We start from the raw sequence: 25,806 nt of genomic DNA, 5'->3' as shown, positions 1-25,806 counted from the left end.
CTCTCTCGGTGGTGCGCATCTACGCGAGCCCACGCAATGGAGCAGACAATTGAGACGACTCGTTGTGCTGCTGTGTGTTCTTGCTGCCGTGGGCATCGGCGGCTCTGCGACTGCACAGGCCGACACCTACGTCGACGGCCGACTCTTCGGTCTGCACGTGCCGCAGATCGCCAATGGGGCAGTGCCGACCGTCTCCTACGGATCGATCCGGCTCTGGGATTCAGGTATCGCATGGGGCTTGGTAGAGCAGAGCCGTGGTCATTACTGGTGGGCTGGATTGGATCGGGCGATCGGGGCTGCCAAAGCCCAGCACGCGGAGATCGTCTACGTGCTCGGCTCAACGCCGAAGTGGGCGGCGACCCACACGTATCAGGGCAGCTACCCGAACAAGGGTGCTGCATCGAATCCCAAGTATCTGGCTGATTGGCGGACGTGGGTGACTGCCGTCGTGCGACGCCACGGCAGCTCAATCGATGCATATCAGATCTGGAATGAGGCGAACCTCCCGACGTTTTGGCAGGGCACAACTCGCCAGATGGCGACGTTGACTCTGGAGGCCAAGCGGATCATCCGCAAACTGGACCCCACCGCGAAGGTCATCGCAGCCAGCAGCACGATAAGGCTGACCAGTTCGTTCAGTCGGTTCTTCCCCGAGTATCTCAATGAGCTCAAGCGTTTAGCTTGGCCCGTTGATGTGTTCGCGATCCATACCTATGGCCCAAGTACGGCAGCACCTGCGATTCGCGAGGCGTACGTCGCGCGTGCGCGGGCGCGACTCAAGGCGGCGAAAGCGCCTGCGCGACCGCTCTGGGACACCGAAATCAACTACGGGATCAAGGGGCCAGGCACTGCCTATCCGGATGTTGACGTGGAGGGAGCACCTGCTGCGGCGGATGTCGCGCAGACGTATCTCGACAGCATCCGCCTGCGACTTGCTCGCACCTACTGGTATTCATGGTCGCCGCCGACCGATCTCCTTGGCGTCACACTGTTCGATGGCACCCTGGGTGCGATCGCCTATCAGACCACGTACTCCTGGCTCGCGCAGGCGACCGTGGGATGCACGAGCGCAACTGTGAGGGTCTGCCACATCAGCAAAGGAGGAGTGCTCTCCGAAGTCGCCTGGATGAGTGCGGGTACCGAGAGCGCATTCCTCGTGCCCGCCTACGCCACACGTTTGTGCGACGCCCTCAACGTGTGCAGCGCGGTAACCGGCGGCTCCACGGTAATGATCGGTCGAATGCCCGTCTGGTTCGGTGCCTAGAGTTCCGTTTGGCAGTGGGCCAGCTACGTGCGGTGCTGTTCAAGAATTGCCGCCCGTCGGTCAGTAGCCTCTGCACATGATTCGCGTGACTCATTTCGGTGCAATGACCGTGTCGGTCGGACTCGCTCTCGGCGCGGTCGCCGGGGCCGTTGTTGCAAGCGCAGTTCCCGACCATGGGGTGATCGCCGCGTACGCTCTGGCGGCGCCGGTCAGCCAGACGCCTTCGGGCCTTGTGGTCCGGGCTGTGGTGCCGGCAGGTTCCACTTGTCCAACGCTCGACATCACTACAGGTGACTCTGGAAGTCGCGCGCATCGCGCTATCCCCATGATTCCGCGCAATGCGCCAGCAACGACAGGTGCAGCCTTCGCATCAATACTCGTGTGCTCGGCACCGGTGCCCATTGGTGTCGTGACGGCGAGCATCGGTGGCCACACGGTTCCCGCGCACATGCCCGATCACATTGCCAAGCTGGCGATGTTTGGCGATTCCGGCTGCCGCATCGTGGTCGGGGAGGTTCAGGACTGCGCTGACGTGAATCAGTGGCCGCTGGCGCGCCTGGGGCGCAGCATGGCAATGCAGCATCCAGATGCGATCGTCTTCAACGGCGACTTCTTCTATCGCGAGGCGCCCTGCCCATCTGTTGACGATGACGAGTGCGGCTCCAGCCCGGCGCCGATCAGCAGCCTGCCCATTACCGACAGTGCCTACGGGTGGATCGCCGATGTGCTGCTTCCCATGGCGCCCGTGCTGCAAACGGCACCGCTGGTCGTCACGCGCGGCAATCACGAGGCCTGCAATCGGGCGGGCAACGGCTACTTCCTGCTCTTTGACCCACGCCAGGGAACAGAGTCAACCTGCGCTCCGGTAGTCAAGAGCAAGGGACTGGAGGCGGCGCCAACAATCCCAACTCCGACATACGCAATCGACCTGCAGGTGAACCCCACTAGGACACTGCGGCTGGCGATAGTGGACACCGCTGGCGGAAGCGACACGGAGGTGACGGCGTACGCGGCAGTACAGCGACCGGCATACCAGGAAGCGGCCAGGCTCGCTGCGCCAGCAAGCGGGCGTGAATCTTGGTTGGTCACGCACCGCCCGCTGTATGCATTCGTTTCCAGCACTTTCGCTAAGCCCGGCAAGGCCTTCGATCCTTGGACTTCCCGCGACCAGGCTGCCGCTGCATTCGGGCTGCTCGGCAACTTCGATCTCGTCTCGTCCTCGCACATACACCTCGCTCAGGCGGTGCAGCTGCCTGGGCTCCCGGGGCAGTTGGTGCTCGGCAATGGCGGCACCCTGCTCGATCCGGCTGTCGGCTATGCACTGCCCACCACTGGTCAGGTGGTCGGTGCCGATCAGGCATATCCGGCACCGGCGTATGCGTGGGTTGACGCGCGCTTTGGCTACGCGATGGCCTATCCAAACGCCAAGGCAGGTTCGTGGAGGATGGCAATGCTCGACGACTCAGGCACGCAATACGCCAGGTGCGGCGTGGACCAGCGACGGCTGTTCTGCTCGAACACCACGCACTAATGCACCAGGACCATCAGACAGCATTTCCGGGGCTCGGATACGAGACGGCTCGGACAACATCACTTGGCCGTATCGCAACCTGGGTCGTGTTTGCCCTTATGGCTGTGGGCGCTTGGGCTGCCGTTGCGCTGAACACTGGTTGGCTGCTGACGGCAGCAGAAGGCTTGTCCTTCTTGATTGCGCTGCCGACCTACATCTTGTTGAGCCTGCGCTATGGAGGGGACGCGAGCGGCCTGACAACTCGCGGTCGCATCACCGGGATTGGCTGGACGAACATCGTGCTCCTTGTATTACTGCCAATGCTGATGACCGCCTACGGCGCTGCCAACGCGCCGCTGTACGGGAGTCACTCAGTGCGAGGGCATTGGGATCAGTTCGTTCCCACTATTCCTGCCTTCATAGTTCCGTATCTCTTCACGTACGTGTGGGTTGTATCGACCGTCACTTTCTTTGCACTCCGTCTCCTCAACCGGCATCTGCGAACCGTTCTGGTCGCCGGACTGCTCTGCGTTAGTACGGCGATCGGTACTTTCTTTCTGTTCCAAACTGATGTCAACACGATCGTGCTCAGCCAAGACGCCTACAGCAACTTCCTCTGGTCATGGATGAGATACATGGATGAGCACATGTTCTCGATACCTGACTACGGCGATTTCCCTAGCGTGCATGTCGCCTGGTCTGTCACTCTGGCGATCGCATGGGTACGCCGCGAGAGGCGGTGGTGGTCGCTCGGAGTGGTGGTCTTGGCCGCATTGATCATTACTGCGACCCAGGTTCTGCATCAGCACAGCCTGATGGCAGCCGTCTACGGCATTGTTGTGGCCATTGCGATGTACGCAGTGTCGTGGTGGCTGCTTGAGTACCTACCCGCGGTCCGCAGTTTTCGTCGCGTATCCGATGCGGAAGCAGCATCGCTCCATTAGGTTCCGATGGACAGCCTCATCACTTGCATACCCGAGAGGCATGGATGTCCGAGCAACACCTGCTGGATTGGAAGCGCAACAACGCTGCCGCCAGCCTCGCAGTTTTTCTGCTGTGCATCACCTTCGCCTTCACCAATCCCTTCTTGCCGCTCTACATCCAGCAGATCGATGGCATGAGTGGACCAGAGGCGGCCATGTGGGCAGGCATCGCAACTGGCTTGCAGGGGATTGGTGCTTTCGTATCTGGCCCGTTCTGGGGCATGGCCGGCGACCGATGGGGGCGCAAGCCAATGCTCGTGCGCGCCTGCCTCGGCGGAGCAACCGGATTGCTGCTCCTGGGCTTCGCAGCCACCACCTGGCAGATCGTGGCGATCCGTTTCTTCATCGGCCTGATGGCCGGTGCACCGGCGGCTGCAATGGCGCTCATCGCAGCCGGCACACCTGGCGCCTCGCTGCCCAAGGCCTTGGGCCGCTTGCAGGCCTCGATAATGGGCGGCTCGGCTCTTGGTCCCGTGATCGCCATCGTGCTGGTTGCGATGTGGGGCTACCGCCCGACCTTCATCCTCGCCGGCATTCTCATGTTCTCTGGAGCAGCCGTCGTGATGATCATGATCCGCGAGCCAAAGTTCGCCCTTGCTCCAGTGCACACGACCGAGAAGCGCGGCATGCGCTCGGTGCTCAAATCGCCAGTGGCCTGGGCTGCCCTTGGACTGGTACTCAGCCTCAGCTTCGCGGGCCCGATGATCCAGCCGATCTTGGCACCGTACGTCGTGACCCTCCTCCCGCCAGGCACCAACCCGACTGTCGCGGTCGGCATGCTCTTCTTCGGAATTTCAGCAGCAAGTGCCATAGCCGCCATGAACGCGGGCCGGCTCATCTCGCGGTCCGGAATCCAGCGACTACTGCTGATTTCCACGCTCGGCGTTGCGGTGTTCCTGTTCCCAATGGGCATCGTCAAGACTGTCGTGGCGCTGGCATTTCTGGTCGTGCTCATGTCCATCTTCCAAGGGCTGCTCCAGACCAGCGCAGTGGCACTGTTGCCGACCTTGGTCTCGGCTGCCGCACTCAGCTCGATGTTCGGCCTATATCAGAGCGTGCAGTCGCTGTCCTCACAGATCGGACCTGCGATCGGCGGCATCGTCGCGGCGCACGTCGGATTCACCGCAGTCTTCCCGCTGGCGGCCATCGCGCTCCTCGTCTTTGGACTGCCGATGTTCTGGAACTTCAAGCGGGTTGCCCGCAAGGCTGCTGCAGTCGAAAACACGCCTGACCTCGTGAATCTGACCGACTAGCACTCGTACAGAATTCACGAGCAGCTTCGCGAATCGTAGATGACAGGATCTCGGATATGGATTTGGAACTGATTGGCAAACGCGCACTTGTGACTGGCGGGAGTCGCGGCATTGGCAAGGCCATCGCCTTGGCGCTGGCACAAGAGGGCTGCGATGTCGTGGTGACAGCGCGGAACGAGGAGGCTTTGCGCGCGAGTGCTGCAGAACTTGCTGACATAACAGGAAGTCGTGTGGTGCCGGTCGTTGCCGATACGAACTCTGCAACAGCGATCCGGGGCATGGTCGCCGAAGCCGTAGCTGCGCTCGGCGGCATCGACATCTTGGTGAACAACGCCGCCCGCCCGGGTGGCCCTCAGCCGCCTCCCAAATTGGCCGACATCACCGCCGAAGAATTCTGGGAAGACATGAACGTCAAGGTGCTGGGCTATCTGCGTTGCGCTCAGGCCGTGGTGCCACACATGCTCGAGGGTGGCTGGGGCCGCATCATCAATATTTCTGGGCTGGCCGCCCGCTCGACAGGTGCGACTCTGGGCTCGATGCGCAACGTCGCGGTGGCCGCTATGACCAAGAACCTCGCCGATGAACTCGGGCCGCAAGGCATCAATGTGACCGTTGTGCACCCTGGCGGGACGCGCACCGAGGCAAGCGCATCCAAATTGGCAAGGCTCGCCGAGACTCAAGGCATCACTGCTGCCGAAGCAGAGAAGCTCATGGGTCAAAATTCAATTCGCCGGATGCTGGACGCCTCCGAAGTGGCTACGGTCGTCGCTTTCCTTGCTTCGCCTCGCAGCGTCGCGATCAACGGGGATGCCATTGCTGCCGGAGGCGGAACCCCGGGGCCGATCTTCTACTGAAACGGCCGCCTTCCTCTGGGTATCAGCCGTGCTAGTCGATCTTCCCAATGGGTTCGCGTTTTTCTGCTTGGAAGATGTCTTCAGTGCGGCCTCGCGCCCAATACCCAGAAATTGAGATGGCCTCGCGGGGAACCTCACGTTGAGCCAGAGCCCTGCGCACTGCCTTGATCGATTCGCGCTCTCCATGCGCGAAGACCTGCACACCAGCACCCTTGTTGGTCTCCTGAGGCCACTGCCCTTCCTGCAGGCAACGCGCGAGGAACTCCGCATCAGAAGCATCGGGATTGAGCAGCCATTCAACGCGCACCTTGCTGACGTTAGCGATTTCGATGATGTCGTCTGTCTGGGTGATTTCGAGGTGGGCAACTCCTTCGGCTTCTGCAGGCAAGCTCTCGATTGCACAGCTGATAGCCGGCAATCCAGAAAGGTCGCCGACGAAGACATGCCATCGGGCTTCAGTGTCTGGCTTGAATCCGCTTCCAGGTCCGCTCAGCGCAAATCGATCACCGGGCTTGGCATTTGCTGCCCACGGAGCAGCTATGCCGGTGTCGCCGTGCACGACGAAGTCAATTGCCAATTTCTGCGCGGAGGCATCGAACCAGCGCACTGTGTACGTGCGAGTCACCGGGAGTTGTTCGGCTGGCAAGGTCTCGCGCAATGCAGCGATGTCATACGGGGGCTCAAGGCCGAGCGCGGGATCAGCGAACATCAACTTCACGTATGCGTCAGTGTTGCCGTCGTGTGCAAAGTCAGCAAGTGAGGGCCCACCTGCAACCACGCGTATCAGGTGCGGGCCAAGCCATTGGGTTGAATCCACCGTCAGCACATGCTGCATGCGGGCTGTCTTTCGTGGCGTTGCCGATGGATCCTGCTTTGCCTCTGCCATGAGTTGGTCCGTTCCCTTGAGGTGCCGGCTCGTCTCAGCACAGATTGCTTGTACTTAGCCTACCCTAACTTCCCATCTGGGATTGGCGCTCGACTGTCGGAGACAGTCTCATTCCTGCCCTTCGCCAGCTCGTTTGGCTCCATGCTCAGCTTTTCCCACGCGCGGCTTTGCCTTCACTTAGTCTGCATTTCGACTGCTGCGCGACCGCGAGAGGACTCTATGTCTGCAAACACCGTCGAGGACTTTCGGCTGCAAGCTCGCACCTGGCTCAAGGACAACATGCCACGGGTAGATGACATGCCAGATCAACGCCCAGTTGGCACCCGCTTAACCACGGATGAGCATCTTGCGTCATGGGCTCGCCATCGCGAACTTCAGAAGCTGCTCTTCGCTGGGGGATTTGCCGGAATCTGCTACCCGCGTGAATACGGAGGCCAGGGTCTTACTCGAGCGCATCAGGATGCCTTCAATGAAGAATGCGTCGAGTATGAAATGCCGTGGCAGATCACCGGCGCATCATTACTGATTTGTGCACCCATGATTTTGGAGATGGGCACTGAAGAGCAGAAGCAGAAGTTTGTGCGCGGGGCAGTCTCAGGTGAGCTGGTTTTGTGTCAATTGCTTTCGGAGCCCAGCGGAGGATCCGATCTTGCTGGCTTGCTCACTCGGGCTGACCGCGATGGCGATACCTACATCGTCAACGGCCAGAAGACATGGAGCACCTTTGCCTACGCCGCTGACTACGGCACTTGCTTGGTGCGAACTGATTGGGATGCACCAAAGCACCGGGGTCTGTCGATGATCATCGTGCCAATCAATCATCCATCACTTCACCTCAACAGAGTGCGCATGGTCAACGGTGACGAAGAGTTCTGCGAGGAGTTCTTCACCGATCTTGTTGTTCCTGCCGAGAATCTCATCAGCACTGAGAACGATGGTTGGACAGTTGCGCAGCGCCAACTCTTCTACGAACGCCAAGCTGTCGGCGGCGCCTCTCCGTATGCCAGTGGCCGCGGCCGCAATCAAGGCTTCATGGCATCGGTTCCCATCGAGGATCTCGCACGCGATGTGGGAAAATCAGCAGATCCAGCAACGAGGGAACTCGTGGGATGGGCGCATGCCCAGGATGTGGTGATGGGGCAACTCGTGAAGCGCGTGAGCACTGGCATGGCATCAGGGGAGTACCCAGCGCTGGCAAGCGCGATGATGCGTCTGAACCATGCCGAAGTGCCTCAGCAGAAGCAGGACATGATGCTCGATATCGCGGGCAGCAGGGCGCTCACCAACGACGCACAGGGCAATGGCTACTTGCAAACAATTGGAGTCAACTACTTGATGCGTCAGGGCATCAGTTTGGGTGGTGGCTCAGCTGAGATGAGTCGAAACATGATTGCCGAGCGGGTGCTTGGAATGCCGCGTGAGCTCGCTGCAGATCGTGATGTGCCGTTTCGAGAGGTCCGCCGAGGGCGCTAGGTCGGATCAACAATGCGCGCGCGCTTGGCGCCGAAGGCATGTGCGTCGACGTAGTCACGGATCGCTGGAATCGCTGAGTCGAGTTTGCCGTTGGAAGAAGCGGCTTTGAGCAATGCCTTGGTTCCATTCACAGTACTGACACGCTGGAAGAAGTTGAAGCGGAATCCGTAGAGCTCTTGCTGTTCTTCGCTCATCAGCATTGCGTAGGCATGAGTGAAAAGGCGCTTGACCAGGTCGCCCGGGCCCTTGGGAAAGTCAGTAGGCACCATCATTTCCTTGAACCAGATCACCGGAGTGGTTTTGGCAAGACGTGGAATCATGGCATCCATGTAGGTATCGAGGTCCGCGACCTTCTCGGAGACCTTCTCCAGGTCGCAGCCGACCAATCGCGCGGCAACTGCCCTCTGCTCCTTGACGAATTGATCCTCCTCGGCCGGAGTCAGGTTGGGTCCGTACTCACGCACCGCGCGCAGGATCATCCAGGTCAGTGCCTGATGCACCCAGGCGAGCGAGTCGGGATCGTCGGCCCGGTAGGAAGCACCAGTATTCGGGTCAACCGCGGTGCGTGTCGCGTGGAGTCGGCGCAAATGCTCGCCTGCGCGCTCAGCGGATGCGACATCACCATACGTGATGGTGACGGTGTAGTCGCCCGTGAGTTTTGCGCGCTCCTCTGGCTTCTGACGTACGGACGAGGATTGATCCACGACGTACATCACGGGCGGAAGCAGCATCTGCAGCATTGCCGCAGCACCTGCTGCGAGGCCAACAACGGGGGCGGCCATCACTTTCCATGTGACGCTGTCGGGTCCGTAGAGCCCGTCGTCCTCTGTGTTGTCCAGCCTCAATGCCTTCTGGACGATCGGTCATGGTTCCTCCTCGTGAGAGGACAACCGTATCCGGGCATTGTTTCCTAGCCGAGAGTTTGCTCGACCCTCTTGGAGAGATGGATCTCAGGTGTTCCGTCTTCATGCGCGAAGTCGATGAACAGCGACTCCGGTTGCCAGCCTTCTGCTGAAACCATTGTTCGATACTGCCGAGCTTCAGGCATGGCAACAGTGAATACACCGTCGCCGTTGGTGTGAGACCAATCGACGAGCACATCCTTATCATCCAGAACCTCAACGAGTGCCGCGACTACTGGCTGCCCATTCACGTCGATGACGCGTCCATGGCGAGCCATGTCGTGAGTGCGTCCTGATGACTTTGCCGCATGATCGTCCATCACCACCACGGGTACGTGCAGTTGCTGCTCGTCAGCAACGACCTGCGAGTCAAACAGTGAAGTCCTGACTCGAATAGTGAGCGCGAATCCTGCCGCCATCAGTGCAATGACCCCGCCCATGAGGAAGGCGTCGATGAATGCGCTATCTGAAGGATAGATGTGGTCACCCACGGCAATAGTGGATCCGGCGAGCAATGCCGCAACCGCTGCACTGGAGAGAGCCGCTCCGGATGCTCGTGCCAAAGTATTGATGCCATTGGCCGCGGCAGTCTGAGTGATGGGTACTGATGCCATCAGCAGGGTAGGCAATGAACCGAATGCGATTGCCATACCGACCGACACCACAATCGCCGCCATGATGATGACCGTGAGCGATCCTCCTAAGGGAATTCGAAGGAAGTAGCCAGTAGCCATCACTAATGCACCGCAGCACAGGGTGATGCGAGCTCCGAATTTCCGCGTGATTCGAGCCGACTGTGGAGCAACGATCAGTGACATCAGCGCAGCGGGCACCATCAAGAGCCCCGCATCTGTCGCCGTGAGCCCAAATGCGTAACCGGTGCTCGTCGGCAGTTGAAGAAGCTGCAGAGTGGCGAGGGTGTTGATGTAGATGGACGCGCCAATGAGCACAGCAGTGATGTGAGTCATCAAGACCGGGCGATTGAGGGTGGTCTTGATATCGACGAGTGGATCCTTGACTCGCCGTTCCCAGGGAACCCACAAGATGAAGATCAGAGCCGAGGCGCCGAAGGCGGTCAGGGTTGAAGAGCTCGACCATCCCCAAGTGGTGGCCTTAGTGATCCCAAGCAGCAGGCAGAACAGAGCTGCGGACAGCAATAGCGCTCCGACGATGTCGAAAGAGCCGCCTGTGCGCACTTCGGATTCTTGGATCACAATCGACACTGCAACGATCAGTGCAGCGGCGAGAACCGCTGAGAGCCAGAACACCGATTGCCACCCGAAGGCGCCATACAAGACTCCAGCCATGGGCAGGCCGAATGCACTTCCAATGCCGAGGGTGGCACTCAGGAGAGCGACCGAGGAACTCAAGCGTTCGGCTGGGAGCGCGTCGCGCATCACGCTAATGCCGATCGCGATCACGGCGCTCGCCGTTCCCTGAAAGGCTCGGCCGACTACAAGCGTCCACAGGCTCGTACTCACGACTGCAAGGAGAGATCCGAAGAGCAGCATGCTCAGGCTGACCAGCATCATGCGCTTCTTGCCGTACATGTCAGCAAGCCTGGTAAGTGAAGGAGTTGCAATTGCTCCAGCCAGCAAGGTGGCGGTCACGAGCCAAGAAGCGTCACTGACGCTCACGCCAAGAATGCCTGGTAAGTCAGTCAGCAGTGGAATGAGAATCGATTGCATCACGGAGACGGTGGCGCCACCGATGCAGAGCACCGCAACGATGACGGAGGGCGGCATCGGCGTTTTCGTGCGTGCCAAGGCTTCACCTGCGTTCCGTATGCGCCACCTGTTCTGGTGAACAGTTGTTCACGGTACCAACGGATGGGCGAAGCGGAGGGCAAATTCCTGTAGACATGCGTGTGGCGAGCACCGAAGGCACTCGCCACACGCACATCTGCCAAGAGGACTAGCCGCCCAGGATGACCTTGCCTGTTGTGGTGTCGATGTACTTGTTGCCACATGTTGCCTTGGTGTCAGGAACCAGATCGGTTCCCTTGGCGATCATGTACCAAGCGCACAGCGGCGGGTTGCCGTTGGGCATGAGGCCTGGCTTGAAGCTGATCTTCTCTGGCACAAGGCCGCCACCGTTGTAGTTGGTGACATTGCGCAGATTATTGATGAAGGACGCACGAGTTGGGCACCTGCCGGCGACCTTGAGGCCCTTGATCAACAGATCGGCACCAAGGAAGCCCTGAGGTGCTGCTGAGGAGAAGGGGTTGAGCCCTGCAGCTTTCATTCCTGATGCGAAGGTCTTCACTGCACGAACGTTCACTCCGACTGGCACAGTGCCGTAGTTGACGCCAATCGCGCCGTCAAGAGCGCCGTTGGCACTCTTCAGCACGGAGGGGTCTGAAAGGCCGGCGACGTACATGGTCTTCAGGTTGACTCCCTGCTGCTTAAGCGCTTGCGCGATGGAGATTGCTCCATCGATGAACATCACCATGATCGCGCCGTCAGAACCGGAGTTCTTGACGCGCAGTGCTGTGGAGGTTGCATCGTGCGTGCCCTGAGGCTCGTCCGAGATACGCAGTGACTGAGTGATGCCGTTCACGTACTGGAACAGGGCTGCCGTTGCATTTCCTGAAGCCGAAGCACCCGTGGAGACGTGGTTGATGTTCGCAACCTTGGTCACACCGGCTTGCTTGAGCTTCTCCAGCACGCCGGTGCTGGCGATAGCTGGGTTGGAGGAGGTCGTGGCCCCTGTTGCACCGAAGGCATTGCGGTCAGTGCCAAAGGCTGGGTTGGAGAAGCCGGTGACCGGGATGCCCTGATCCTTGAGGGTCGGGTACATCGACGTGATGTTGGTCTGAGCGGTCAGTCCGAACATGTTGTCAGATTGCAGGGCCTTCTGCATGGCTGTGATCTGGCCACTGCCGTTGGACTGATCGTCATAGACCTTGTAGATGAGCTTGCGACCAAAGACGCCACCCTTGGCGTTCTCCTGATCGATGCGCAACTGCGCCGCCTCAGACGAACCGATGTAGTTGGCTGCCGCTGCGCCAGTCTTTGGCCCAATCCAACCTAGGTTGACTGTGGTCGGGGTGACACCGGGGGTGGCGGGGCACGACGCGTTGCTGGCAGGAGTCACCGGCTTGGGTGCCGCAGTTGCAGCGAGCGCACCGTTGGCAGCCAGCGACATGATCATCGCGGCACTGACGCCTCCGATGGCTGCCGCTGTTCGGCGACGGCCCGTCATTGAGATTGACATTGAATTCCCTTCAACGATCGGCACACAATTTGGGTGTCGATGGTGAGTGGGGATTTGTGTCTAGCTATCTCCCGCCACACCAATACTTTTGAGAGTAAGGACAGTGGGGGAACAAACCAATACGCAACGGACATTCGTTACAGCATCGTGATTTGAAGGCCGCAATTGCGCTGAAGTGAAGAGCTTGCCTGCGAAGGCTTCTTTGTGCCAGTAGATCAGGGCGTGATCACTAATTTTCCGCGGACGTGCCCGGTCTGACTCAACTCATGAGCCTTCGCTGCATCGTGGAAACCGAAAGTTGCCTGAATGGGAATGATCGCTTTGCCCTGTTCGGCTAGCGCGGCCACTTCTGCGTAGGCCGCAAACAGATCGCCTTCGTTGCTCGATCGGCGAGCACCTACGGCAGCTGGATTCGGGTCGGCAACGGTGATGACATCGTTCGGATCAGGAACAAGGGTCACGAGATCAGCGATCGAACCTGAGCCCACGGTGTCGATGACGTAATCGACACCTTCTGGTGCGAGTGCTGCAACTCGTGCAGCCAGGCCTTCGCCGTAGGTTGTCGGAATGACACCGAGGGATCGCAGGAATTCATGGTTGCCTTCGCTAGCAGTACCGATGACCTTGAGTCCACGGCCAACTGCAAGTTGTGCCGCAACTGAGCCGACCCCTCCGGCGGCACCTTCGATAAGGATTGTCTTGCCAACTTCGACACCCAACTGATCGAGGCAGCGAACTGATGTTGATGAGGCCACGCCAGCCCCCGCAGCCTCGGCAAAACTCCAGGCCGTTGGCTTCTTGCCCCAGCCCACCAACACTGCGAATTGGGCCGTAGAGCCGCCAACCGCACTGCCGAACACCTCGTCGCCAATGTTCACTCCTGTTACGCCCTCGCCAATTTCATCCACGACTCCAGAGGCGTCGCGCCCGATAACTGATGGAAACTCCACGGGCATCATCTGGGCCATGTAGCCGGCACGGAATTTCCAATCCACAGGATTGACGCTGGCGGCCTTCACGGCGATGCGCACCTGCCCGGGTCCGGCATGGGTATCGGGAACTTCTGCAACATGAAGAACCTGTGGGTCGCCGTACTCCTCAAAGACCACTGCGCGCATGTCAACTCCAGTCTGAATCAGTTGATAGTTCAACTAACAGTACGCCCGGTCGTCCTGTCACGCGGGTGAATGCGTCAACACCATTGTTTGGGCTGGAATCGAGGGGCATTCGGGCCATTGGGAAGAGCCGGCCCCGCACACTCTTGGCCAGTAGCCTGACTCCATGAAACTTGCAGTTCATTACCCGAATTTCAGTTTCCCCGGTGGCTCCGAGGCAATCGCTCCAACGATTGCTGCAACTGTGCGCGCGGCTGAAGAGAACGGCTGCACGCAGTTCACGGTGATGGATCACTGGTTCCAGATGGAAATGCTCGCCACGGCGCAAGATCCGATGCTTGAGGGGTACACCACCTTGGGCTTCCTTGCCGGACAGACGCAGAGCATTCGTCTAGGTCTGCTCGTCACGGGCGTTACGTATCGACACCCAGGCTTGCTGGCCAAGACGGTAGCCACTTTGGATGTGCTCTCCGGTGGTCGAGCCGAACTCGGCATCGGCGCCGCCTGGTACGACCGTGAGCATGCTGGTCTTGGGGTGGCGTTCCCGCCGATTGCAGAACGCTTCGAGAGGCTTGAAGAAGCTCTGCAGATCTGTTTGCAGATGTGGAGCCCGAACGAGGGCCCATATCAAGGAATCCACTATCAACTGGCAGAGACCATCTGCCGACCCATGCCGCTGCAATCGCCCAGACCATCGATTTTGATTGGCGGGGGTGGCGAGAAGAAGACACTGCGCTTAGTCGCGAAGTATGCGGACTCCTGCAATCTGTTCGCGACTGATCAGGACGCCGTGCAACACAAGATCAAAGTACTCGAGCAGCATTGCAAGGACGAAGGTCGCGAATTCTCCAGCGTCCACAAGACGATTACTTCGGGGTCGCTGGGTCCTGCGCAGGAAGCCAGCAACTTCGTCGAGCGAATGAGGCCCTTTGCTGACATGGGTGTTGACCAAGTGTGGGTAACGCCCGCCGGACCGAATCCAGCTGAATGGATCGCTCAGTTCGCAGACAAGGTTGTACCGCAGTTGAGCGAGCTTTAGCGATTTGTGTTGACTGATTCTCGAAGCGTGAACCTGCTCGCCGATCTGCTCTTGGCAACTGCGAGATCTGCCCCAGATGCATTGGCAATCCACGTGCCTGGCGTGCGCGACTGGACGCACGGGGACTTAGAAGATCGTTCCGGGCAGATTGCTCAGGTGCTGGTCGAGCTTGGCATCAAGCCCGGTGATCGTGTGGCCGTGCAAATCCCAAAGTCGGCCGAAGCCATTGCCTTGCATCTTGCCTGCATTCGCGCAGGTGCGATCTATCTGCCATTGAATTCCACCTACACGCCAACTGAACTCATCGTGCTGCTCGATGACGCAGAGCCAACTCTGCTGGTGCGTGAGGAATCCTTGAACCACGCAGTGGCCCGACTGAGCATCGGCGAGATCCTTGCAAGAGCCGAAGCCGCTGCATCGAAATTCGCAGACGTGGCCCGTGGTCCAGGGGATCCGGCCAGCATCCTCTACACGAGCGGAACGACCGGCAAGCCCAAGGGTGCCGTCCTCAGCCATGGCAACCTTGCCTCCAGTGCAAGAACTTTGGTGGTCGCCTGGGGCTTCACTTCAGATGATGTTCTGCTTCATATCCTGCCGCTCTTTCACACCCATGGCTTGTACGTCGCGGTCCACACGGCGTTGGCCAGCGGCGCTTCAATGATCTTGCATGAATCCTTTGATCCCAAGAGCGTGGTCGCGGATCTGCCGTCATCAACAGTCTTGATGGGAGTGCCCACTCATTACGTTCGACTGCTCGCCGAACCAAGTTTTGTCGGGGGAGTGACTGCGAATCTTCGTCTCTTCACTTCGGGTTCGGCACCTATGCTCGTGTCCACTCATCATGAGTTCACCGAGCGAACAGGGCAAGTAATTCTGGAGCGCTATGGCATGACTGAAACATGCATGCTCACGTCCAATCCATTGATCGGGCAGCGCAAAGCCGGAACTGTTGGGCCACCACTTCCGGGAGTTGAACTGCGATTGGCGGAAGGCTCATCTGGAGGAATCCAGGTGCGGGGCCCGAATGTGTTTGATGGCTACTGGCGACGACCCGAACTCAAAGCCAGCGAGTTCACCGACGATGGTTGGTTCATCACCGGAGACCTCGGGCTTATCGACGACGACGGCTATGTGGAGATCGTTGGGCGCTCGAAGGATTTGATCATCTCCGGTGGATTGAATGTGTATCCAAAGGAGATTGAGTTGCTTCTCGATTCGCTGCCTGGCATCGAGGAATCCGCGGTCATTGGTGTTGCCGATCCAGACTTTGGCGAGGCCGTTGTTGCCGTCGTCGTGCTTGACGGCTCTGTGTCGACCACGCCTGAGGCAATCCGCTTGGCCGCACGTGAGCAATTGGCTGGCTTCAAGGTGCCCAAGAGGGTCTTCGTGGTTGATGCACTGCCGCGCAATGCGATGGGCAAGGTTGAGAAGGCGAGATTGCGAGCCAGCTACGCCGCTCAGTAGGGAAGAACAGCCAGCCCAAATCACTAATGCTGCAGCAGGATGGATTGCTGAGTTCGACGAAAGGCGATCAATAGGCGTCGTGCAAATCATTGATCCCATGTAGAACCGAGCCACTACTGGGGCCACGTCGATCCATTGGAGTCCAATGTGCGTGCGATCGCGTGCTATGAGCGGCTGGGATTCCTGTCTATCGGTATGCAGGTATTCGGCGATGATCGCTGCCTGGTGCATCAACTCACACGTGAGCGCTGGCACCTGTTTCGCTCTTCTGGGCTGTCGGATACGTCATTGACTCAATAGCCAACTTCGTCGGGTTATGGTCATCGAACCGCTTGCAGACCCGACAATCACTTGGAGCCACGATGAAGCCTCGCCTTTCCCTGACACTCGCAGCCTCATTCAGCTTGCTCGCGATTGGCGCGATTGGGGCCTCGACGGCAGCGACAGCGACGCCTGCCGGAACGACCACTGTGATCAATTGTGCTGGCAAGGGCGTGGTCAAGCCCACATCCATCACCATCACTTGTGCTGATGGCGGCGTGTCTGTCAACAAGATCACTTGGTCAAGCTGGAACCCAAATGAAGCTCGCGGCAAGGGAGTTCTGTCGTGGAACACCTGCCTGCCACAGAATTGTGCGGCGGGCATTGGTGTCACCTACCCCGTCACGATAAAGCTTGGCGGTCTCGCACATGCTCCAAAGAGTCTGGCATTCTCGAAGATGACTCTTGGATTCCCCGAAGGTGGCCCAGCATCGCTCGACACTGGCACCTACATCTTGGACAGCGCGGCTCGATGACCTTAGAGTTATAACAAGCGCTACTCCTGCTGCTCCAGTCCCGGGCAGAGCCTCGTACATGAAGAGGCACTCTGCTGAGAAGGGACTCAGAATGACGAGTGAAGAAAGTCTTGCGGTGCTTGTGCGAGTTGATATTGAGCGTGAAGCACCAGACGATTCGAGGATCGGTACGGCCGACACTCTCATGCGCCTGTGCAAAGCGGCGGTGCGAGTGCTCCCGGCAAGTGGGGCAGCGGTCAGTCTTATTACCGATGTTGGTCCGGCGGGAATCATCGCGTCGTCGAGCAGTTGGGCTGCGACGGCGGAAGAATTGCAGTTCACCTTGGGCGAGAGTCCGGGTTGGGATGCATTTGAAGCACGGGTTCCCGTATCGGCGCCCGATCTTGCCGCTGTAGATGAGATCCGGTGGCCCGGCTACGCGGCCTCGGCTCTTGAGCACGGGGTTGGCTCGGTGTTTGCCTTCCCATTGCTATCGGGCACCTCGCGAATGGGCGTGCTGGATATCTACCGCGACGAATCCAGCAGTTTGAGTGAGGAGTCGCTGGCCTATGCGCGGGCGTGCTGCAGCGTTGCAACGGCCGAACTCTTGGATGGGCAGGAGGAAGCCGGCTCAGGCTCCATTCCACTCGGCTTTGACGGAGCCCTGGATTCGCAGTTCGCGATTCACCAGGCTCAGGGGATGGTCATGGTTCAACTTGGAGTGAATTTGTCTGAGTCAATGTCTCGCATGCGCGCGCATGCCTATGCCAATGATCTAGCCTTAGGGCAGGTCGCACGCAACGTTGTGGGCAGAACGTTGGATCTCAGTGGGGACCAGCGGTGATCACTGTCGCCGAGATGGGAAGTAACAAATGAATATCGAGACCTCAGAGCGGGTGGCTGCGATCTTTGTCGAGGTTGCTGACACCCTTGTTGAAGAGTTTGATGTTGTTGAATTTCTCCAGATGGTTACTACCCGCGCCTCTGAGTTGGTCCCAGACTCCGACGCTGGGATTTTGATCGCGGACAAGAACAATCTTCTTCAATTCATGGCTGCCTCCGATGAGCGCACCGAGTTGCTGGAGCTGTTCCAAGTTCAGTCGCATCAGGGACCCTGTCAGGACTGTTTCACGCTCGGCGTTCCGGTCATCAACGCAGATCTGCGAACAGCAAATGAGCGTTGGCCCAGATTCGCGCCGCGCGCAGTAGCTGCTGGCTTTCGATCTGTGCACGCATTTCCGCTCCGATTGCGACAACAGGTCATTGGCGCCCTGAATCTGTTCAGCGCCGACGTTGGCCAGTTAGAGCCCGAAGAAGTGCGACTAGTACAGGCCTTGGCCGACTTGGCCACGATCGGTCTCCTGCAGGAACGTGCAATCACGCGGGGTGAGGTGCTGAGCGAGCAGTTGCAGGGAGCGCTCAACAGCCGCATCATCATTGAGCAGGCAAAGGGTGTGTTGGCGCAGATCCATGGATGCAGCGTCGATGAAGGATTCAACATGTTGCGTGGCTTCTGCCGGACCAACAATCTGCTGTTGAGCACGGTAGCTGCGGCAGTCGTGAGCGAACCGGCTCTCTATCCCGGCCTGACCACTCGCTGAAGTCTCTTTACTCGCTCGATTTCTCAATGGAGAGTCATGTCATTCATTCTTTGGATCATCGCGGTGGTCATCGCCATCGTCGGAATAGTCCAACTGGTTCAAGGGCATTTCATCCTGGGGATTGCGCTCATCATCCTGGCGTGCCTGGTCGGCCCGGGCGGTTATTCAATCTTCAAGTCGCGAGGCTCAAGTTCTTAACGCTTCCAAAATCTCTACTGAGCCCCGGGCTTCAGTTCGATGAAGAGCCCATGGGCTTCGATCGTCAGGATCTCTTCGTCATAGATGGCGCCGTAGACGTACCTCTTGCGTCCGTCGATGCGCTCGATGAAGCACTCGACTCGCAAGTCCCGGTCGATGGGCGTCACATGCCGATAGTCGATATTCAAGTAAGCCGTGCGGCAGATAGGGCGACCGTGATTCGCCACGCGTCCGAGCACTTGATCCATCAAGAGTGGAATTGCTCCGCCGTGCACTGCGCCATTGCCGCCAAGGTAGAAAGCTGAAAAGCAGACCTTCGCGTCGAGCCGCTGCTCGCTCTGAGTGACGTCGAACATTTCAGGGGCGAGAGTCCGACTGCCACCAGAGCGCCGAATGTCATCCCAGGACTTGTCGCGCGAAACGATGTATCGGTATTCGTCAAGCAGTGATGCGACTTCCTCAAGAGTTCTGGCCGCCTGCAAGGCGATCTCAGGCGGTGCGTTTGTGCTCGACACTCGATCCTGAACCGCGCGTAGCGATATGCCGAGTTGATGGATCGGCGTCAGTGTCGGCAATTGCTCCGACTCTTCAAGGAAGATGCTCATGTTTCCCTAACTGGTCTGGGCGCGTGCAACCGAAAGGGCGTCGGCCCACCACTTCAAGTCGTTGACCATGATGTCGAAGCGTGGCTTGAGAGATTCAAGTAGCGCGGGATCGAGGCGATCCTGGGCCATCATGGCCGGACGCATGACATCGGGCAGAATGTGCACAGCGTGACGCAAGGGTGCCATCTCGAATTCGGCTGCGACCTGACGCAGCTGCTCAACTGCACGAGCGCCGCCAACACTGCCCCATGCGATGAATGCGACGGGCTTACGCGTCCATTCGACAAACAGGTGATCCATGGCATTTTTCAAAGCCGCAGTGTACCCGTGGTTGTACTCTGGCGTGAGGATGATGAATCCGTCGGCACTGTCAATGTGCGAGGCGAAAGCGCCGATGGCTTCGGTTGAGTATTTGCGCGGGGTGCGGGCAGGGGTGGGAATGTCGTACTCGGGCAGCGGATGATCGCGAAGGTCGACCAGATCAACTTCGATTCCGTCGACCTTGGCCAACTCTGCGACCGCCCAACGAGCCGGGATATCGGCAAAGCGACCCTCGCGCGTGCTGCCAATAATCACTGCAATCCGAGTCATCGATGGTTCCCTTCAAAGAATGGTTGAACGTTAAAGTATCGCGTACATCCCTATGCAGAGACGCAGTTTCGCAGAATCACCAAGCGTAGGCCTCCGGCGCTGTTCCCCCTGGGCCCGGAAACATCACGTCGAGAGCTGCGAGTGCTTCTGAATCCAGGCTGATGTCCAGCGAGCGCAAAGAGCCGTCCAGTTGGGCAAGGGTTCTTGGGCCGATGATGGGCGCGGTCACGCCGGACTGATGCAGCAGCCAGGCCAGGGCTGTGTCGGCTGGATCCTCATCGCGAGCCTGGCAGAAATCCTCCCAAGCTTGAATGGTTGGCCGTAGCTGCTCGAGGCGACGGTTGGTGCGATCAACGCTGCTGCGTCCCAGATCCCCCTTGGCCTGCTTCTTGATGATGCCGCCTAGAAGACCGGCCTGCAGCGGTGACCACGGAATCACGCCCACCCCATAGTGCTGAGCCGCCGGGAGTACTTCGAGTTCGATCGTGCGGGCCAGCAAGTTGTAAAGCGATTGCTCGCTGGACAGTCCCAGGAAGTTGCGACTCCGAGCCGTCTCTTGCGCCTGAGCGATGTGCCAGCCGGCAAAGTTGGAGGATCCGACGTAAATAATCTTGCCTTGATTACGCAGCACCTCCATTGCTTCCCAGATTTCCTCCCATGGAGTGCGGCGATCAATGTGGTGCATTTGGTAGATATCGATGTAATCGGTCTGCAGACGCTTGAGTGAGGCATCACAGGCACGTCGAATGTTGAGCGCGGAGAGACGTCCGTCATTGGGCCAATCCGTCATTGGCATGTAGAGCTTGGTCGCCAGCACTGTCTTCTCGCGGCGGTCACCGCCCTTGGCAAACCAATTGCCCACGATCCTTTCAGTGAGGCCGGCGTTTCCGGGGCCACCATAGAAGTTGGCGCTGTCAAAGAAGTTGATGCCGACCGATAGCGCGTGATCCATGATCTCGAAGGAGTCAGCTTCGGATGTTTGAGGTCCGAAGTTCATGGTGCCAAGGCAGAGCTTGCTGACGGACAGGCCGGTGCGTCCCAGATGTGTGTATTTCATCTGGGCATTTGAGCACAAGGCTGCCCTGCTTGGGCAGGGATCGGTACAGATCGATCGACTATTCCCGTGTGTGACTTGGCGATAACCTGAGCGCATGCCCCTTCAAGGTGAATATGAGCCCAGTCCGGTCCGATTTGTTCGCGAACAGGTTGCGCTGATCGAGTCTTCCGGCGGTACCGAGGGCACCAAGCATCCGGAGGGATATCCGGTCATCGTGTTGACCACCCTTGGTGCGAAGTCAGGCAAGATCCGAAAGTCCGCGTTGATGCGAGTCGAGCATGAGGGCAAGTACGCGGTCGTGGCCTCGATGGGTGGCGCTCCGACAAACCCAACTTGGTACAACAATTTGCTGACCAACCCAAATGTGGAATTGCAGGATGGTCCGTCCAAGCAGGACTACACAGCGCACCTCGCTGAAGGCGAAGAGCGCGAGGTCTGGTGGGAGCGTTCAGTTGACGCCTTCCCGCCGTACGCGGAATATCAGACCAGGACCGACCGTCAGATACCGGTCTTCATCCTGGAGTCGTAAGCAAGGCCAATTTCGCGGCCATGCCACTGGCATACTCCGATTTCGTGACCTCCTCCTTTCCCGGCATTCCCCCGCAAGCTTTTGGTTTCTACCAAACTCTCGCGACCAACAACACCCGCGAATGGTGGGCTGCGCATAAGTCCGACTACGAGCGTTTCGTCCGCGATCCAATGGTCGCGCTCCTGGCTGAACTCGAAGCTGAGTTCGGGCACGGACATATGTTTCGTCCCCATCGCGATACTCGCTTCGCCAAGGACAAGACGCCGATCAAGGAACACCAGGGCGCGGTCGTCGAGATCGAAGACGCCATGGGCTACTACGTGCAGATCTCGGCTACCGGCCTGAGCGTGGGCGGTGGCTGGTACGCGGCCGCAGGACAACAGATGCAGCGATACCGCAATGCCGTAGAAAGCCCTGTTGTTGCAGAACTCGAGCGCATGCTGGCTCAACTTGGGCGCAAGTTCGCTATTGACGGGGATCCGGTGAAGACTCGCCCGCGCGGAGTGGCAGCAGATCACCCCAAGTTGGAGTTGATGCGATTCCGCAGGGTCACCGCGATGCGCGAGTACCCGGCGCAAGACTGGGTCAACACACCCAAGACTCTGACCGCAGTTCGCAGAGATTGGCGAGCACTTCGGCCCCTCCTGGAATTTCTGGCCGACCAGGTTGGGCCAGCTGAAGACCCCGGCGCCGAATAACAGTCAATACTGGGACCGTGGAGATCACCGAGGAAGCATGGGCTGCACAAGTCCAAACTGCTGCCGTTGTCGGCGATTCCAGCGCACTCACGAAGTTGTTCGCCCAGGGCCATGAGATCTTCGGGGAGCAAGCGGGCACAAAATGGGCGACGGCGCTTTCGGGATTGGACGGCACTGCCGTCACCGGATAGGCACGTCTAGAGCGCTACCGCTTTGGCTCAGGCGTTGAGTATGAGCACGAGAATCCCCAAGGCTGCAAACAGTGCGGCCAAGTACAGCATCAGCACGCCTATCGCCGCAACGCGTAAAGGAGCGCGGTATTCGCCAGCTGCATATTTGAATGCATTCTGCAGAATCACGGCGAATCCAGTCGCGTCCTTCGTGGAATCGCCGTGCGGGTCGCGTTGAGACCAGTACGCCCGTTCATTGGACATGCCCGCTCCAGCAAAGCCAACTCCGAAACTCGCCAACACGAACGCGAAGATAAACAAGGTCACAGCGGCGAGGTTCATGGCTGGACCGTATCTTCTTCGCTGATCCTCAAAGAAGGTGAATCAGACCTCGTCGATGGGAGACTTCTGCGGTGACGCCGATGATCTCGCTGAAAGATGTGCACAAGACCTACGGCCAAACCCATGCACTTGATGGGCTATCACTCGAAGTGGTCGAAGGTCAGGCCCATGGCCTGTTGGGCCCCAATGGTGCCGGTAAGACCACCACCCTGCGGATCCTGCTCGGACTGGCCAAGGCAGATTCCGGCGAAGTCTCGATCCTGAGCGCTGATCCTTGGAAGTCTGCAGCCCAGATCCACGCTCAGCTGGCCTACGTTCCCGGCGACATTGTCATTTGGCCGGGGCTTTCCGGCGGAGAGTTCATTGACGCCATCGGTCGCCTGCGCACGGGTTTCAATCTGAAACGTCGCGATGAGTTGATATCTGCATTTGAATTGGATCCGCGCAAGAAGGTCAGGGCCTATTCCAAGGGAAACCGACAGAAGTTGTCGCTTATCTCTGCGCTTGCTTGTGACGTTGATCTGTACCTATTCGACGAGCCCACCGACGGACTGGATCCGTTGATGGCCCAAGTATTCAGGGAGCAGATCACCTGTCTTTCCAAATTGGGGCGCACCGTGTTGCTCTCAAGTCATGTTCTGGCCGAAGTCGAAGCCGTATGCGACTACGTGAGCATCGTGCGTGCAGGGCGGCTGATTGAGACGGGTTCCCTGTCGAGCTTGCGGCATCTCTCTCGCACCACATTGGTCGTGAAGTTGGAGCGAATGGCCCCTGATCTACCAGGGATGCATGATCTGGTACGCACGGGTCCGACCCTGAAGGCAACAGTCGAGACTGATGCGATCCCGGCGCTGATGTCCAGCTTGGTGACTTACGGCATCGAATCCCTGGAAGTGCGTCCGCCAACTCTCGAGGAAATGTTCATGCAGCACTATCGGGAAGATCCCGAGCAGTGAGTGCGCATAGCGCTCCCTCAACAGCATGGTCGCACCTGGCGCGCTTTCGAGTTCGGCTGGATCGCTTCCGCATCTTGGCTTGGGTAGCGGCAGGACTCTTGCTCACCACTCTGGTCGCTGCGACTTGGGACGCCCTGTATCCGAGCGCCGCTGAGAGGTTGAACTTCGCTGCGACCTTGCAGGCTGCGCCGGCACTCACGGCTCTGCTCGGCCCACTTCAAGCACCTGAATCAACCGGAGGGCTCACCACTTGGCGAGTCGGCGCGCTCGCGAGTTTGTTGATTGGCATCGTCGTTGTCTTTCTGGTCGTGCGAAATACACGTGCGGACATGGGAACGGGCCGAGCTGAACTGATCCTGAGTGGCCGGCTTCAGCGCCGCAGCGTGATCAGTGCCGGTGTATTCCCTGCAGTTGTGCTCGCAGTAGGTGTCGGAGCAGCCTGCGCAACTGCCCTTGGAGTCGGCGGGCGGGGTTGGACGGGCGCCTTGGTCTACGGATCGAGCGTGGCTGGAACCTTGTTGCTGTTCGCCGCCGTAGCGTCGATTACAGCGCAGGCGGTCAATTCAACTCGGGGAGCCAATGGCCTGGGCATCTTGATCATTGCACTTGCGTTCGTTGTCACAGCGATAGGAAATACGCGTGAGTCTTCGGCTCTCACTGATCTCACGCCCTTCGGCTGGATGTCCAATGCGAGTCCGTTTGCGCTCGATCGCTGGGCTTGGGCCGTGCTGCCTTGGGTTGTTGCCGTGATGGTGTTCGCAGTGTCATTCGCCCTTGCATCGAAGAGGGATGTTGGTTCGGCTTGGATACGCGAGTCCCTTGGGCCGGTACACGCGCCGGCCTGGCTCAAGAATCCCTTCGCGCTCATGTGGCGGACGGATATGAGTTTGATTTTCGGCTGGGCCATCGGCCTTGTCGCTCTCTCTCTTTTCATGGGATATCTCGCTGGCTCGCTTACCAAACTCATCCAGGACAATCCACAGATTCAAGAGTTGATGAGCCGGCTCTCTGATGTCCCAATCACCAACAGCCTGACTCCCGTCATCCTTTCCTTCACTGCGCTGGGTGCTGCTGCCTATCCGATCTCTTTGCTCCTGAGACAAGCCAGCGACGAATCGGAGGGCCGTCTGGAGCTGTTGCTGAGCACCCGGATGCGTCGAAGCGAAGTGCTGGGCGCGCGGGTAGTCGAGGCGCTCATCGGGGCTGTGGTGCTGCAATTCCTCGTCGGCATAGGAGTGGGAGGCGTTGCAGGATTCTTTGCGGACGATCGGTGGACCACGCTCGTGGATTCCGTGGGCTTCTCCATCGTCGCGCTACCAGCGATCTGGTTCATCGCAGCGTTGACTGCGCTCGTGGTGGGGTGCGCCCCGCAACTGTCCTGGCTCAGTTGGCTGGCACTGGCCTGGTGCGTCGTGATTGGTGAGCTTGGACCGCTCATGAACCTTCCGCAATGGACTCAACACCTGACGCCGTATTGGTACAACCCTGAATGGCCAATTCAAGCCAGCGCGTGGCCTGCACTTGTGCTGCTCCTTCTCACCGCCGCAATGCTTACCGGCGCATTCGTCACATTCCAGCGGCGAAGGATCCCGCGCTAAGCCTTGGAGTAGTCGGGCAGGAATCGAAGCAGAATTGTTCCGTCCTCAATCAGCACCTGCGAAATTGATCCGTATACAGGTGCATCCAGATTGCCGATCAGACTCTTAGTGGCTCCTTGAATCATAGGAGTGATGGTCAAGAGCAGTTCGTCCAGCAATTGCGCTTGGACCAAACTGGTGAGCAGCGATGGCCCGCCTTCTGAGTGCACGCGTGTCAGCCCGCGCAACTGCAAGGCTTGCAGCGCCAATGCAAGATCGACTTGTTCCTCACCGCACGCAACCAGTTCGGAGCTCGAATTAAGCCATTCGGGAGCAGAGGCGATGGCTTTTGCAGTCGTCAACAGGATTGTGGTGGGGGATTCAGGCTGCCGCTGCGCAAAGAGCGGTAGATCGTGGTGTAGAGCCAGATGTTGCGACACCAATGCAATCGGAACTGCCGCTGGGCGGTATCTCTCGGCTCGCGCTGTGCCAGCACCCACGAGGATGACGTCGCTGTCTCGACGCAGCACGCCGAAGGCTTGCATGTCGATGGGAGTTGCGATCGTCGCTGACCTTCCATCTGAGCCAACTGCAGCTCCGTCTTGAGTCATCACCATGTTGCAGCGCACCCATACCTGCTCTTTGTTCGTTGCTGAGAGCGGCCATTCATAGAGAGCAGAACTGAATTCGACGTCAGTCAGTTGACCTTCGGGGGAACTCAGTCTTTGCATTTGCGGATCCTCGCAT

At 58.9% G+C, this 25,806-nt stretch carries 28 protein-coding genes; 18 read left to right on the top strand and 10 right to left on the bottom strand.

Annotation, left to right across the window (positions count from 1 at the left end):
• Positions 1 to 49 precede the first annotated feature (49 nt).
• The 5 genes from Q7L55_01830 to Q7L55_01810 all read left to right on the top strand — a co-directional run bounded on the left by Q7L55_01830 (position 50) and on the right by Q7L55_01810 (position 5,864).
• Positions 50 to 1,264 (top strand): hypothetical protein, encoded by a 1,215-nt coding sequence (locus tag Q7L55_01830; protein ID MDO8731305.1) that lies wholly within the window; start codon positions 50 to 52, stop codon positions 1,262 to 1,264.
• A 76-nt stretch (positions 1,265 to 1,340) separates the two neighbouring features.
• Positions 1,341 to 2,795: a metallophosphoesterase gene (locus tag Q7L55_01825; protein ID MDO8731304.1), complete on the top strand. Its 1,455-nt coding sequence runs from the start codon at positions 1,341 to 1,343 to the stop codon at positions 2,793 to 2,795.
• Positions 2,795 to 3,718 (top strand): hypothetical protein, encoded by a 924-nt coding sequence (locus tag Q7L55_01820; GenBank protein ID MDO8731303.1) that lies wholly within the window; start codon positions 2,795 to 2,797, stop codon positions 3,716 to 3,718. The genes Q7L55_01825 and Q7L55_01820 overlap by 1 nt, the downstream gene beginning before the upstream one ends.
• Before the next feature lie 44 nt (positions 3,719 to 3,762).
• A complete protein-coding gene (locus tag Q7L55_01815) occupies positions 3,763 to 5,010 on the top strand; it encodes an MFS transporter (GenBank protein MDO8731302.1) in 1,248 nt (415 codons plus the stop codon).
• A 56-nt stretch (positions 5,011 to 5,066) separates the two neighbouring features.
• A complete protein-coding gene (locus tag Q7L55_01810; GenBank protein MDO8731301.1) occupies positions 5,067 to 5,864 on the top strand; it encodes an SDR family oxidoreductase in 798 nt (265 codons plus the stop codon).
• Between the two features lie 31 nt (positions 5,865 to 5,895).
• Here the strand turns inward: Q7L55_01810 and Q7L55_01805 are convergent, their stop codons facing one another.
• Complete coding sequence (locus Q7L55_01805) at positions 5,896 to 6,750, bottom strand: siderophore-interacting protein (protein MDO8731300.1); 855 nt, start codon at positions 6,748 to 6,750, stop codon at positions 5,896 to 5,898.
• 219 nt (positions 6,751 to 6,969) lie between these two features.
• Here Q7L55_01805 and Q7L55_01800 point away from each other — a divergent pair, with 219 nt between their 5' ends.
• Positions 6,970 to 8,223, top strand: a complete 1,254-nt coding sequence (locus tag Q7L55_01800; GenBank protein ID MDO8731299.1) for an acyl-CoA dehydrogenase family protein — start codon at positions 6,970 to 6,972, stop codon at positions 8,221 to 8,223.
• Here Q7L55_01800 and Q7L55_01795 read toward each other — a convergent pair.
• The 4 genes from Q7L55_01795 to Q7L55_01780 form a co-directional block, all read right to left on the bottom strand.
• On the bottom strand, positions 8,220 to 9,005 hold the full coding sequence (locus tag Q7L55_01795; protein ID MDO8731298.1) for an oxygenase MpaB family protein: 786 nt from the start codon (positions 9,003 to 9,005) through the stop codon (positions 8,220 to 8,222). The two genes, Q7L55_01800 and Q7L55_01795, sit on opposite strands and share 4 nt — an antisense overlap.
• Positions 9,006 to 9,133: 128 nt before the next feature.
• Positions 9,134 to 10,891 carry an MFS transporter gene (locus Q7L55_01790; protein ID MDO8731297.1) on the bottom strand — a complete coding sequence of 586 codons (1,758 nt, stop codon included), beginning with the start codon at positions 10,889 to 10,891 and terminating at the stop codon, positions 9,134 to 9,136.
• 148 nt (positions 10,892 to 11,039) lie between these two features.
• The gene (locus Q7L55_01785; GenBank protein ID MDO8731296.1) at positions 11,040 to 12,341 is read right to left on the bottom strand and encodes an ABC transporter substrate-binding protein; all 1,302 of its coding nucleotides are present in this window, start codon (positions 12,339 to 12,341) and stop codon (positions 11,040 to 11,042) included.
• A 215-nt stretch (positions 12,342 to 12,556) separates the two neighbouring features.
• Positions 12,557 to 13,459: an NADP-dependent oxidoreductase gene (locus tag Q7L55_01780; GenBank protein ID MDO8731295.1), complete on the bottom strand. Its 903-nt coding sequence runs from the start codon at positions 13,457 to 13,459 to the stop codon at positions 12,557 to 12,559.
• Between the two features lie 163 nt (positions 13,460 to 13,622).
• Here Q7L55_01780 and Q7L55_01775 point away from each other — a divergent pair, with 163 nt between their 5' ends.
• From Q7L55_01775 to Q7L55_01745, 7 genes are all read left to right on the top strand, one after another.
• The gene (locus Q7L55_01775; protein MDO8731294.1) at positions 13,623 to 14,495 is read left to right on the top strand and encodes an LLM class F420-dependent oxidoreductase; all 873 of its coding nucleotides are present in this window, start codon (positions 13,623 to 13,625) and stop codon (positions 14,493 to 14,495) included.
• Between the two features lie 27 nt (positions 14,496 to 14,522).
• Positions 14,523 to 15,959 carry an AMP-binding protein gene (locus tag Q7L55_01770; GenBank protein MDO8731293.1) on the top strand — a complete coding sequence of 479 codons (1,437 nt, stop codon included), beginning with the start codon at positions 14,523 to 14,525 and terminating at the stop codon, positions 15,957 to 15,959.
• Positions 15,960 to 16,106: 147 nt separating this feature from the next.
• Positions 16,107 to 16,259 (top strand): hypothetical protein, encoded by a 153-nt coding sequence (locus Q7L55_01765; GenBank protein MDO8731292.1) that lies wholly within the window; start codon positions 16,107 to 16,109, stop codon positions 16,257 to 16,259.
• A gap of 62 nt (positions 16,260 to 16,321) precedes the next feature.
• Complete coding sequence (locus Q7L55_01760) at positions 16,322 to 16,756, top strand: hypothetical protein (protein ID MDO8731291.1); 435 nt, start codon at positions 16,322 to 16,324, stop codon at positions 16,754 to 16,756.
• 91 nt (positions 16,757 to 16,847) lie between these two features.
• On the top strand, positions 16,848 to 17,579 hold the full coding sequence (locus Q7L55_01755) for a GAF and ANTAR domain-containing protein (GenBank protein MDO8731290.1): 732 nt from the start codon (positions 16,848 to 16,850) through the stop codon (positions 17,577 to 17,579).
• A 28-nt stretch (positions 17,580 to 17,607) separates the two neighbouring features.
• Positions 17,608 to 18,336 carry a GAF and ANTAR domain-containing protein gene (locus Q7L55_01750; GenBank protein MDO8731289.1) on the top strand — a complete coding sequence of 243 codons (729 nt, stop codon included), beginning with the start codon at positions 17,608 to 17,610 and terminating at the stop codon, positions 18,334 to 18,336.
• A 36-nt stretch (positions 18,337 to 18,372) separates the two neighbouring features.
• Positions 18,373 to 18,534 carry a GPGG-motif small membrane protein gene (locus tag Q7L55_01745; GenBank protein MDO8731288.1) on the top strand — a complete coding sequence of 54 codons (162 nt, stop codon included), beginning with the start codon at positions 18,373 to 18,375 and terminating at the stop codon, positions 18,532 to 18,534.
• Between the two features lie 14 nt (positions 18,535 to 18,548).
• On the opposite strand, the gene Q7L55_01740 is transcribed toward Q7L55_01745, so the two are convergent.
• The 3 genes from Q7L55_01740 to Q7L55_01730 all read right to left on the bottom strand — a co-directional run bounded on the left by Q7L55_01740 (position 18,549) and on the right by Q7L55_01730 (position 20,787).
• Positions 18,549 to 19,139 carry a PaaI family thioesterase gene (locus Q7L55_01740; GenBank protein MDO8731287.1) on the bottom strand — a complete coding sequence of 197 codons (591 nt, stop codon included), beginning with the start codon at positions 19,137 to 19,139 and terminating at the stop codon, positions 18,549 to 18,551.
• A 6-nt stretch (positions 19,140 to 19,145) separates the two neighbouring features.
• The gene (locus tag Q7L55_01735) at positions 19,146 to 19,730 is read right to left on the bottom strand and encodes an NAD(P)H-dependent oxidoreductase (GenBank protein ID MDO8731286.1); all 585 of its coding nucleotides are present in this window, start codon (positions 19,728 to 19,730) and stop codon (positions 19,146 to 19,148) included.
• 76 nt (positions 19,731 to 19,806) lie between these two features.
• On the bottom strand, positions 19,807 to 20,787 hold the full coding sequence (locus Q7L55_01730; GenBank protein MDO8731285.1) for an aldo/keto reductase: 981 nt from the start codon (positions 20,785 to 20,787) through the stop codon (positions 19,807 to 19,809).
• Between the two features lie 94 nt (positions 20,788 to 20,881).
• Between Q7L55_01730 and Q7L55_01725 the strand changes: the two genes are divergently transcribed.
• From Q7L55_01725 to Q7L55_01715, 3 genes are read left to right on the top strand one after another with little or no spacing between them, the layout of a single operon-like run.
• Positions 20,882 to 21,316, top strand: coding sequence for a nitroreductase family deazaflavin-dependent oxidoreductase (locus Q7L55_01725; protein ID MDO8731284.1), 435 nt, complete (start codon positions 20,882 to 20,884; stop codon positions 21,314 to 21,316).
• Positions 21,317 to 21,360: 44 nt separating this feature from the next.
• Complete coding sequence (locus Q7L55_01720; GenBank protein ID MDO8731283.1) at positions 21,361 to 22,014, top strand: DUF2461 domain-containing protein; 654 nt, start codon at positions 21,361 to 21,363, stop codon at positions 22,012 to 22,014.
• A gap of 17 nt (positions 22,015 to 22,031) precedes the next feature.
• Entirely contained in the window at positions 22,032 to 22,205 is a 174-nt protein-coding gene (locus tag Q7L55_01715; GenBank protein ID MDO8731282.1) for a hypothetical protein, read from the top strand.
• A gap of 27 nt (positions 22,206 to 22,232) precedes the next feature.
• Here Q7L55_01715 and Q7L55_01710 read toward each other — a convergent pair whose 3' ends face one another.
• Positions 22,233 to 22,526: a hypothetical protein gene (locus tag Q7L55_01710; protein MDO8731281.1), complete on the bottom strand. Its 294-nt coding sequence runs from the start codon at positions 22,524 to 22,526 to the stop codon at positions 22,233 to 22,235.
• Positions 22,527 to 22,597: 71 nt separating this feature from the next.
• Here Q7L55_01710 and Q7L55_01705 point away from each other — a divergent pair, with 71 nt between their 5' ends.
• Together Q7L55_01705 and Q7L55_01700 are read left to right on the top strand one after the other, a co-directional pair.
• Positions 22,598 to 23,482 (top strand): ABC transporter ATP-binding protein, encoded by an 885-nt coding sequence (locus tag Q7L55_01705; protein MDO8731280.1) that lies wholly within the window; start codon positions 22,598 to 22,600, stop codon positions 23,480 to 23,482.
• Positions 23,479 to 25,080: a hypothetical protein gene (locus Q7L55_01700; GenBank protein MDO8731279.1), complete on the top strand. Its 1,602-nt coding sequence runs from the start codon at positions 23,479 to 23,481 to the stop codon at positions 25,078 to 25,080. Before Q7L55_01705 ends, Q7L55_01700 begins: the two co-directional genes overlap by 4 nt.
• Here the strand turns inward: Q7L55_01700 and Q7L55_01695 are convergent.
• On the bottom strand, positions 25,077 to 25,790 hold the full coding sequence (locus Q7L55_01695; protein ID MDO8731278.1) for a dihydrofolate reductase family protein: 714 nt from the start codon (positions 25,788 to 25,790) through the stop codon (positions 25,077 to 25,079). The two genes, Q7L55_01700 and Q7L55_01695, sit on opposite strands and share 4 nt — an antisense overlap.
• Between the last annotated feature and the right edge of the window lie 16 nt (positions 25,791 to 25,806).

The sequence above is a fragment of the Actinomycetota bacterium genome, assembly GCA_030650795.1.
GTDB lineage: Bacteria > Actinomycetota > Actinomycetes > S36-B12 > S36-B12 > UBA11398.
Note: the sequence above shows the minus strand (reverse complement) of the source record. Positions and strands in the feature narration are given on the sequence as shown.

Bases quoted from the DNA above. Each gene is read 5' to 3' on its own strand.
- Q7L55_01825 (MDO8731304.1), top strand. From the start codon at position 1,341: ATGATTCGCGTGACTCATTTCGGTGCAATGACCGTGTCGGTCGGACTC.
- Q7L55_01820 (MDO8731303.1), top strand. From the start codon at position 2,795: ATGCACCAGGACCATCAGACAGCATTTCCGGGGCTCGGATACGAGACG.
- Q7L55_01815 (MDO8731302.1), top strand. From the start codon at position 3,763: ATGTCCGAGCAACACCTGCTGGATTGGAAGCGCAACAACGCTGCCGCC.
- Q7L55_01810 (MDO8731301.1), top strand. From the start codon at position 5,067: ATGGATTTGGAACTGATTGGCAAACGCGCACTTGTGACTGGCGGGAGT.
- Q7L55_01805 (MDO8731300.1), bottom strand. From the start codon at position 6,750: ATGGCAGAGGCAAAGCAGGATCCATCGGCAACGCCACGAAAGACAGCC.
- Q7L55_01800 (MDO8731299.1), top strand. From the start codon at position 6,970: ATGTCTGCAAACACCGTCGAGGACTTTCGGCTGCAAGCTCGCACCTGG.
- Q7L55_01795 (MDO8731298.1), bottom strand. From the start codon at position 9,005: ATGGCCGCCCCCGTTGTTGGCCTCGCAGCAGGTGCTGCGGCAATGCTG.
- Q7L55_01785 (MDO8731296.1), bottom strand. From the start codon at position 12,341: ATGTCAATCTCAATGACGGGCCGTCGCCGAACAGCGGCAGCCATCGGA.
- Q7L55_01780 (MDO8731295.1), bottom strand. From the start codon at position 13,459: ATGCGCGCAGTGGTCTTTGAGGAGTACGGCGACCCACAGGTTCTTCAT.
- Q7L55_01775 (MDO8731294.1), top strand. From the start codon at position 13,623: ATGAAACTTGCAGTTCATTACCCGAATTTCAGTTTCCCCGGTGGCTCC.
- Q7L55_01760 (MDO8731291.1), top strand. From the start codon at position 16,322: ATGAAGCCTCGCCTTTCCCTGACACTCGCAGCCTCATTCAGCTTGCTC.
- Q7L55_01755 (MDO8731290.1), top strand. From the start codon at position 16,848: ATGACGAGTGAAGAAAGTCTTGCGGTGCTTGTGCGAGTTGATATTGAG.
- Q7L55_01750 (MDO8731289.1), top strand. From the start codon at position 17,608: ATGAATATCGAGACCTCAGAGCGGGTGGCTGCGATCTTTGTCGAGGTT.
- Q7L55_01745 (MDO8731288.1), top strand. From the start codon at position 18,373: ATGTCATTCATTCTTTGGATCATCGCGGTGGTCATCGCCATCGTCGGA.
- Q7L55_01740 (MDO8731287.1), bottom strand. From the start codon at position 19,139: ATGAGCATCTTCCTTGAAGAGTCGGAGCAATTGCCGACACTGACGCCG.
- Q7L55_01735 (MDO8731286.1), bottom strand. From the start codon at position 19,730: ATGACTCGGATTGCAGTGATTATTGGCAGCACGCGCGAGGGTCGCTTT.
- Q7L55_01730 (MDO8731285.1), bottom strand. From the start codon at position 20,787: ATGAAATACACACATCTGGGACGCACCGGCCTGTCCGTCAGCAAGCTC.
- Q7L55_01725 (MDO8731284.1), top strand. From the start codon at position 20,882: ATGCCCCTTCAAGGTGAATATGAGCCCAGTCCGGTCCGATTTGTTCGC.
- Q7L55_01710 (MDO8731281.1), bottom strand. From the start codon at position 22,526: ATGAACCTCGCCGCTGTGACCTTGTTTATCTTCGCGTTCGTGTTGGCG.
- Q7L55_01695 (MDO8731278.1), bottom strand. From the start codon at position 25,790: ATGCAAAGACTGAGTTCCCCCGAAGGTCAACTGACTGACGTCGAATTC.